Origin of the sequence: Microbacterium sp. PRC9 (assembly GCF_031844125.1) — a bacterium.
Lineage (GTDB): Bacteria > Actinomycetota > Actinomycetes > Actinomycetales > Microbacteriaceae > Microbacterium.
Map to the genome: position 1 here is coordinate 19,632 of NZ_JAUZUR010000016.1, position 7,952 is coordinate 27,583.

7 protein-coding genes are annotated in these 7,952 nt (G+C 69.9%); 4 read left to right on the plus strand and 3 right to left on the minus strand.

Features of this window, described 5'->3' with window-relative positions; all coding sequences use genetic code 11:
• Positions 1-41: 41 nt before the first annotated feature.
• Complete coding sequence (locus Q9R33_RS20385; protein ID WP_310246674.1) at positions 42-1,064, plus strand: sugar-transfer associated ATP-grasp domain-containing protein; 1,023 nt, start codon at positions 42-44, stop codon at positions 1,062-1,064.
• 67 nt (positions 1,065-1,131) lie between these two features.
• Here the strand turns inward: Q9R33_RS20385 and Q9R33_RS20390 are convergent, their stop codons facing one another.
• The 3 genes from Q9R33_RS20390 to Q9R33_RS20400 all read right to left on the minus strand — a co-directional run bounded on the left by Q9R33_RS20390 (position 1,132) and on the right by Q9R33_RS20400 (position 4,334).
• Positions 1,132-1,827: a coenzyme F420-0:L-glutamate ligase gene (locus Q9R33_RS20390; protein ID WP_311294943.1), complete on the minus strand. Its 696-nt coding sequence runs from the start codon at positions 1,825-1,827 to the stop codon at positions 1,132-1,134.
• Positions 1,824-3,164, minus strand: coding sequence for an RNA polymerase sigma factor (locus tag Q9R33_RS20395; protein WP_056367336.1), 1,341 nt, complete (start codon positions 3,162-3,164; stop codon positions 1,824-1,826). The genes Q9R33_RS20390 and Q9R33_RS20395 overlap by 4 nt, the downstream gene beginning before the upstream one ends.
• 249 nt (positions 3,165-3,413) lie before the next feature.
• Complete coding sequence (locus Q9R33_RS20400) at positions 3,414-4,334, minus strand: PAC2 family protein (RefSeq protein WP_311294944.1); 921 nt, start codon at positions 4,332-4,334, stop codon at positions 3,414-3,416.
• 85 nt (positions 4,335-4,419) lie between these two features.
• Here Q9R33_RS20400 and Q9R33_RS20405 point away from each other — a divergent pair, with 85 nt between their 5' ends.
• The 3 genes from Q9R33_RS20405 to Q9R33_RS20415 form a co-directional block, all read left to right on the plus strand.
• The gene (locus Q9R33_RS20405) at positions 4,420-5,907 is read left to right on the plus strand and encodes a leucyl aminopeptidase (protein ID WP_056367338.1); all 1,488 of its coding nucleotides are present in this window, start codon (positions 4,420-4,422) and stop codon (positions 5,905-5,907) included.
• Positions 5,904-7,277: a dihydrolipoyl dehydrogenase gene (gene lpdA / locus Q9R33_RS20410; protein ID WP_310246683.1), complete on the plus strand. Its 1,374-nt coding sequence runs from the start codon at positions 5,904-5,906 to the stop codon at positions 7,275-7,277. The genes Q9R33_RS20405 and lpdA overlap by 4 nt, the downstream gene beginning before the upstream one ends.
• Before the next feature lie 62 nt (positions 7,278-7,339).
• Positions 7,340-7,952 (plus strand): biotin/lipoyl-containing protein (locus Q9R33_RS20415; protein WP_311294945.1); only part of this gene is annotated, 613 nt, incomplete at its 3' end.

Below are 7,952 nucleotides of genomic sequence, written 5' to 3' on the forward strand. Positions count from 1 at the left end.
CTCTAGACTATCGGGGTCCCCGAACCGAACCCGGAGCACGCATGTCTTCTCAGGGCCTCGCCCTCTCGAACCGTCTTCGCTACCTCGCCTGGCGTGTCCGTCGCATCGATGTCGGATCCGTGCTGGAGCGCGCGAAAGAGACCGCGCACGCGCACGGCAAGTGGACCCCCGCGGTCCTCGTCGACATGCTCTGGTCGGCCGGGTTCCAGCAGGTCGGCTTCCAGGACTACGTCGACTACGACTTCGCGATCCTGAACCGAGCCGAGCGGGCGACCTATATGACGCACCCGGTGTCGAACGAGATCTCGCAGAAGTACGACCACCCCGACTATCGCGGCCTGTTCCAGGACAAGGTCGAATTCGACCGCACGTTCAGCGCGTTCCTGCGCCGCGACTGGATGGTGGTCGAGGAGGGCAACGCCGACGCGGTGCGTGCCTTCGCCGAGAAGCACGGCACGATCGTCACCAAGGAGCCGGTGGGCCAGGCGGGCACGGGCGTGCATCGCTACCACGCTGCCGACGTCTCGGACTGGGACGAGTTCCACCGCGGTCTGCTCTCCCGCGGCGAGCTGCTCATCGAGGAAGTCATCCGCCAGCACGCCGACCTCGCGGCGGTGTGCCCCGGAACCGTGAACACGACCCGTGTCACCGCATTCTTCGACGGTGAGAAGACCCACATCCTGGCGATGGCGCAGAAGTTCGGACGAGGAGCCGTGAGCGACCAGATGACGTTCGGCGGCTTCTACACGATGCTCGACGAGCACGGTCATGCGGTCGGACCGGGCTACGACTCGCACAGCCATGTGCACGAGAAGCACCCCGACAGCGGCTTCGTCATCGCCGACTTCCAGCTGCCGATGATCGACCAGGTCAAGGAGTTCGTCGACCAGGTCGCCCGGGTCGTGCCGCAGATCCAGTACGTCGGCTGGGACATCGTCGTCACGCCCGACGGTCCGGTGCTCGTCGAGGGCAACTGGGGCGCCGGGGTGTACGAGAACAAGCCGAGCGTCACCGGTATCCGCACCGGTCACAAGCCGCGGTACCGCGCGGCGATCGGGTTCTGAGGCGGACTCACCGCATACGCGAAAGGCGCGGCATCCGCAAGGATGCCGCGCCTTCGTGCTGAATCCGTCAGATCGTGCGGACGATCCCGAGCGGGGTCGACTGGTGGCCCTGCCCCAGCGGGTTGTCCTTGAGGATCGAGACGAGCCGCTTCTCTTCGCCCTTGTCGAGCGTGGAGCCGAGGATGTTGCCGCCGAGGTCGTTGATGTCGACCACGGCCACCTCGGGCACGCCGCCCAGCAGCGCCTTGAGGTGCGTCGCGACCTCGCGCGGGCACTCGGGTCCGAGAACGACCGCCTTGTTGTACGGCGGGATCGTGCCCGACGTCGGTCCGTCGATCGCCCGGGCCTTGTCGCCGGCGATGCGGTAGAAGTCGCCCTTGCGTCCGAACAGCTTGGTGACGGCGGAGACGGCAGCCGCGAACAGGATGCGGATCGTGCCGCACTCGCGCAGGGCCATCTCCATCGTCTCGGGCATGCCCAGGCCGATGCCGTAGGGCGTGCGCGTGACGTACTTCGAGAGGAAGAGCGCGAGCTTGCGGGGCTTGATGTCCTCCACGAGGTACGAGCGGCCCTGCGTGATCGCGACGATCTTCTCGGTCACGAACAGCAGGTCGCCCTCGCGCACGACGTCGGCCGCGTACTCGCGGACGAACTCGTCGAGGTCGTCGCCCGGCATCACGACCCGCGTGCGGATCGGGATGCGCGCGAACGACGAGCCCTCGACCTGGACGGTGAGCGCCTTGCCGGCGTTCGCCTCACTCACTCGAGGTAGTCCCGCAGCGACTGCGAACGCGACGGGTGCCGCAGCTTCGCCATCGTCTTCGACTCGATCTGGCGGATGCGCTCGCGGGTGACCCCGAACGTGTCGCCGATCTGGTCGAGCGTCTTCGGCTGGCCGTCGCCGAGGCCGAAGCGCATGCGGATCACGCCGGCCTCGCGCTCCGAGAGCGAGTCGAGGAGCGACTCGAGCTGACGCTGCAGCATCGTGAAGCCCACCGCGTCGGCGGGGACCACGGCCTCGGTGTCCTCGATGAGGTCACCGAATTCGCTGTCGCCGTCCTCACCGAGGGGCGTGTGCAGCGAGATCGGCTCGCGGCCGTACTTCTGCACCTCGATGACCTTCTCGGGGGTCATGTCGAGCTCGCGGCTGAGCTCCTCGGGCGTGGGTTCGCGGCCGAGGTCCTGCAGCATCTGACGCTGCACGCGCGCGAGCTTGTTGATGACCTCGACCATGTGCACCGGGATGCGGATGGTGCGAGCCTGGTCGGCCATGGCGCGGGTGATGGCCTGACGGATCCACCACGTCGCGTAGGTCGAGAACTTGAAGCCCTTGGTGTAGTCGAACTTCTCGACCGCGCGGATGAGGCCGAGGTTGCCCTCCTGGATCAGATCCAGGAACTGCATGCCGCGGCCGGTGTATCGCTTGGCGAGCGACACCACGAGGCGCAGGTTCGCACCGAGCAGGTGGCTCTTCGCGCGCTGGCCGTCGCGGGCGACCCACTGCAGGTCGAGTCCGAGCTGCGAGGTCTTCTCGGCCGCCGACATGTGCGACAGCTTCTCTTCGGCGAACAGGCCCGCCTCGATCCGCATCGCGAGCTCGACCTCTTCGGCCGCGTTCAGGAGCGGCACCTTGCCGATCTGCTTGAGGTAGTCCTTGACGGGGTCGGCCGTCGCGCCCGTGATCTGGGTCGAGTAGACCGGGACGTCGTCCTCGTCGCTCGACGAGATGACGATCGCGCCGGTGGGGAGAGGCTCGGTGAACGCCGGCTTGGTGCTCTCCTCCTCTTCCTCCTCGTCGTCGGTCGCGTTGGCGTCGTCGCCCGACGCCTTCGCGCCCTTGGCCGCCGCGCCGGCTTCCGCCGTGTCGCCCTCGGTGTCGTCGCCGTCTTCCTCGAGTTCGACGTCGTCGTCGAGCTCCTCGACGTCGTCCTCGAAGTCGTCGTCCGACTTCTTCGCGCGCTTGGACGCGGTCTTCGGAGCGGCCTTGGCCTTCGCGGCGCCCTTGGCCGCCGGAGCCTTCTTGGCGGCCGCCGTCGTCGCCGGGGCCGTCTCGGTGTCCTTCGCGGCCGAGCGAGCCTTGGTGTTCGTGCCTGGAGTCACGTTTCGCCTTTCACCGGTCGAGGCGCCCTGCGCCTCTCCGGTCGGTTTCGGACACTAGTAAGACCCTTGTCAAGTCCACATCTTCGAGGGGATGCCCTACGAAGACGGTTGACAACGGGTCAGAGCGTCTAGTATCTCATACTTGCCGTGCGCCGCCAGCATCGCCCTGCCGAGACCGGCGCACCTCCATCCCTGGTGTCAACACGCCGGTCCGGCGTCGAATTCCGCCGACGCGCGGTGTGTGCACGATCACGAGCCGCGCTTGTCGTCCTCGCCGGGGCGCGTCGCCAGGAACCGCTCGAGTTCGGCCGCCAGTTCATCGGCGCTGGGCAGATCGCCCGTGTGGATCATCGGGGTCGCCAGAGTGGATCCCGCCATGTAGGCGTCGTAGCGCTCTTCCAGGCCCTGCACCATGCGCGCGAGCTCGTCGCTGCCCTCGATCTGCTCGCTGACCTTCTCGAGGTACTCGCGGTTCTCCTCGCGCAGCTCGTCGCCCGCGAACACGAGTCCCGTCGCGACGGTGAGGCTGTCGAGGGCGGCCAGAGCCGCTGCCGGGTACTCGGTGTCGCCGAGATAGTGCGGGATCAGCAGTACGAAACCCGCGACGCGCGCGCCCGCGGCGGCGAGGCGGTACTCCAGCAGATGGCCTGCCGTCGCCGGCACCTGGGTGTGGGGCTGCCACACCGAGTGCGCCTCGGTGAGCTCCGACCGCGTTCCGCTCACCGTCGTGCCGATGGGCCGGGTGTGCGGCACGGGCATCGGGATCGCGTGGACCCACGTCACCGTAGAGACGCCGTACACCTCGGTGAACTCGAGGACCGCCTCGGTGAAGGCATCCCACGCGAAATCGGGCTCGTAGCCGGCGAGCAGCAGGAACGGCTGCCCGAGGGCGTCGTGGGCGAACGACAGCTCCAGGCGCGAGGGCCGGTAGTCGGTGAGGTGGTCCTTCTCGAACGACACGATCGGGCGGCGCGCGCGGTAATCCAGCAGCGTGTCGTTGGAGAACACGGCGAGCGGCGACGGCGAGAGGTCCTCACGGAAGTAGTCGATCACGCGGCTCACGGCGCTGCCGGCATCGGTGAACCCGGTCAGGGCGATCACGAGCGGCAACCCGCGCGGGACGGGCGGCGCTGAAGCCGCACGCTCGAACAGCGGGCCGGGAAAAGGCATGCACCCATGCTACGAGCCGTCCGCCGAGGTCGGGTCGCGATGGTCGCGCTCAGAGCGAACAGTCGTCGTCCCTAGGATGGAGACCATGTCGTTCCCCGACCTCGAGTACCGCACTGCACCTGTCCGAGAGTCCGACGCCGACCTTCTTCTCCTCGCGCTCCCCCCGCTCGACGCCGAGGGATCCCCGGATCTCTCCGACTGGCCGGGCCTGCGCGAGGCGCTGTCGGGGGTGGGCTTCACCGGCGCCGCGGGCTCCTGGGTGCGCGTGTACGCGCCGGACGCGACGACGCTGCCGCTGGCCGTCCTCGGGACCGGTTCGGCTCCGGGTGCCGCGGCCCTGCGCGACGCTGTGGGCGCGGCGATCCGCGCCATCACCGGCTTCGCGACCGTCGCCGTGGCCGCCCCGTACGCCGACCCCTCGCTGTGGACCGCCGCCGCGGAGGGCGCCGCCCTCGGCGGCTACCGCTTCGAGGGCTACAAGACCGAGGCGCCGAAGCCGCGCGCGCAGCGCGTGGTCGTCCATGGCAGCGCCGAGCCGGACGACGCGGCGCTGAAGCTGGTCGTCGAGACCGCGGCATCCGTCGCCCTCGTCAAGGACCTCGTCAACACCCCGGCCGAATGGCTCGGCCCCGCCGACGTCGCGCAGCGCGCCACCGAGTCCGTCGCGGACCTGCCGGTCACCGTCGAGGTGCTCGACGAAGAGGCGCTGCGCGAGCAGGGCTTCGGCGGCATCCTCGGCGTGGGGCAGGGGTCGGACCGTCCGCCGCGCCTCGTCCGCCTCGAGTACGCGCCCGAGGACGCAGACAGGCACGTCGCGCTGGTGGGCAAGGGCATCACCTTCGACACCGGAGGCCTGTCGCTCAAACCCGCCGCCTCGATGGTCGGCATGAAGTACGACATGGCGGGCGCCGCCACGGTCCTGGGCGTGCTGCGGGCCGTGGCGTCCGTCGGCGCTCCCGTGAAGGTGACGGCATGGCTCTGCATGGCCGACAACATGCCGTCGGGCCGCGCCACGCGCCCCGGCGACGTGCTGCGCCTGCTCGACGGCACGACCGTGGAAGTGCTCAACACCGACGCCGAGGGCCGTCTCGTGCTCGCCGACGGGCTGGTCGCCGCCAGCCGCGAGAACCCGGACGTGATCGTCGACGTCGCCACGCTCACCGGGGCGATCCTCGTCGCCCTCGGCACGCGCCACACCGGTGTGATGGGCGACGACGGCGCCGTGGCCGCCTACCTCGCCGCAGCCGCCGAGACCGGCGAGCCCGCGTGGCAGCTGCCCCTTCCCGCCCACATGGTGGAGGAGCTCGATTCCCCCATCGCCGACCTGCAGAACGCCAAGATCGGCGACCCTGCGGGCGGCTCGCTCTTCGCAGGACTGTTCCTGCGTCACTTCGTCGGCCGCACGGCCGACGAGACGGATGCGCCCCGAATCCCCTGGGTGCATCTCGACATCGCCGGCAGCGGGACCCACAAGGGCGCGCCGTACGGCTTCACCGACAAGGGACCGACTGCCGCCACCGTGCGCAGCCTGATCCGCTTCGTCCTGGCAGACCTCGATGAGGAGGCACGATGACCGACCACTCCTTCGATCTCGTCATTCTCGGCGGTGGAAGCGGCGGCTATGCAGCCGCGCTCCGCGCCGCGGAACTCGGCAAGACCGTAGCCCTCGTCGAGAAGGACAAGGTGGGCGGGACGTGCCTGCACCGCGGCTGCATCCCGACGAAGGCCCTGCTGCACGCGGCCGAGGTGGCCGAGACGGCACGGGATGCCTCGGCCATCGGCATCCGCGCGACCTTCGAGGGCGTCGACCCCGCGGGCGTCCGCGCGTACCGTGAGGGCATCGTCGCGAAGAAGTACAAGGGGCTCGAGGGCCTGGTCAAGGCGCGCGGCATCACCGTGGTGAACGGCGAGGGACGCCTCGAGGCCGGCCCGGCCGTCCGTGTCGGCGACGACCTCTATCGCGGCACCGACGTCGTGCTGGCCACCGGCTCGTACAGCCGGACACTGCCCGGCCTCGAGATCGGCGGCCGCATCCTCACCAGCGAGCACGCACTCGAGCTGGACGAGGTCCCCGGCAGCGTCGTGATCTTGGGCGGCGGCGTCATCGGCGTCGAGTTCGCGAGCGTCTGGCGCTCGTTCGGCGCCGACGTCACGATCGTCGAGGCGCTCGATCACCTCGTGCCCAACGAGGATCTGTCGCTCAGCAAGGGCCTCGAGCGCGCGTTCCGGCGCCGCGGCATCCAGTACTCGCTCGGCGTGCGTTTCCAGACCGCGACGCAGACCGCCGACGCCGTGACCGTCACGCTCGAGGACGGCAAGACCTTCACGGCCGACTACCTGCTCGTCGCCGTCGGGCGCGGCCCGGCGACCGCGGGTCTCGGCTACGAGGAGGCGGGCGTGACGATCGACCGCGGCTTCGTCATCGCCGACGAGCGGCTGCGCACCGGCGTCGACCACGTTTGGGCCGTCGGCGACATCGTCCCGGGCCCGCAGCTCGCGCACCGCGGCTTCCAGCAGGGCATCTTCGTCGCCGAGGAGATCGCCGGACTCTCCCCCGTCCTCATTCCCGACGCCCACATCCCGAAGGTCACGTACAGCCACCCCGAGGTCGCGTCCGTCGGCCTCACCGAGGCGCAGGCGGCCGACGCGCACGGCGCGGACGGCATCGTCGCGTACGAGTACAACCTCGCGGGCAACGGCAAGAGCGAGATCCTCGGCACGAGCGGCATCGTCAAGGTCGTCCGCGCGAAGGAGGGGCCGGTCCTCGGCGTCCACCTGATCGGCGACCGCGTCGGCGAGCTCATCACCGAGGGCCAGCTCGTCGTCGGCTGGGAGGCCCACCCCGAAGACATCGCGCCGTTCATCCACGCGCACCCGACCCAGTCCGAAGCGCTCGGCGAGGCGTTCCTCGCTCTCGCCGGCAAGCCCCTGCACGCGCTGTGACCCTTCGGGCCGCGCCCCATCACTAAGCTAGATCCGATATTTCTTCAGAAGGAGACATCCTCATGAGCACATCCGTGGTCCTCCCCGCTCTCGGCGAGAGCGTGACCGAGGGAACGGTCACCCGCTGGCTCAAGAACGTCGGCGACACGGTCCAGGCGGACGAGGGCCTGCTCGAGATCTCCACGGACAAGGTGGACACCGAGATCCCCTCGCCGGTCAGCGGCGTGATCGAGGAGATCCTCGTGCAGGAGGACGAGACCGTCGAGGTCGGCGCCGTGCTGGCGAAGATCGGCGACGGCTCCGCAGCCCCCGAGGCCGCCCCGGCGCCTGAGGCCGCTGCCGCCGAGGCCGCTCCCGCAGCCCCCGCCGAGGCTCCGGCCGCCGAAGCTCCCGCCGCCGAAGCTCCCGCCGCCGCTGAGGCCGCGCCGGCGCCGGCGGCCGAGCAGCCGGCCGCACCCGCAGGCGGCGGGAAGGACGTCGTCCTCCCCGAGCTCGGCGAGAGTGTGACCGAGGGCACCGTGACGCGCTGGCTCAAGCAGATCGGTGACGAGGTCGCCGTGGACGAGCCGCTCCTCGAGATCTCGACCGACAAGGTCGACACCGAGATCCCGTCGCCGTTCGCCGGTGTGCTCACCGAGATCCTGGTCCCCGAGGACGAGACGGTGGCCGTCGGCG

Bases quoted from the DNA above. Each gene is read 5' to 3' on its own strand.
- Q9R33_RS20405 (WP_056367338.1), top strand. From the start codon at position 4,420: ATGTCGTTCCCCGACCTCGAGTACCGCACTGCACCTGTCCGAGAGTCC.
- lpdA (WP_310246683.1), top strand. From the start codon at position 5,904: ATGACCGACCACTCCTTCGATCTCGTCATTCTCGGCGGTGGAAGCGGC.
- Q9R33_RS20400 (WP_311294944.1), bottom strand. From the start codon at position 4,334: ATGCCTTTTCCCGGCCCGCTGTTCGAGCGTGCGGCTTCAGCGCCGCCC.
- Q9R33_RS20385 (WP_310246674.1), top strand. From the start codon at position 42: ATGTCTTCTCAGGGCCTCGCCCTCTCGAACCGTCTTCGCTACCTCGCC.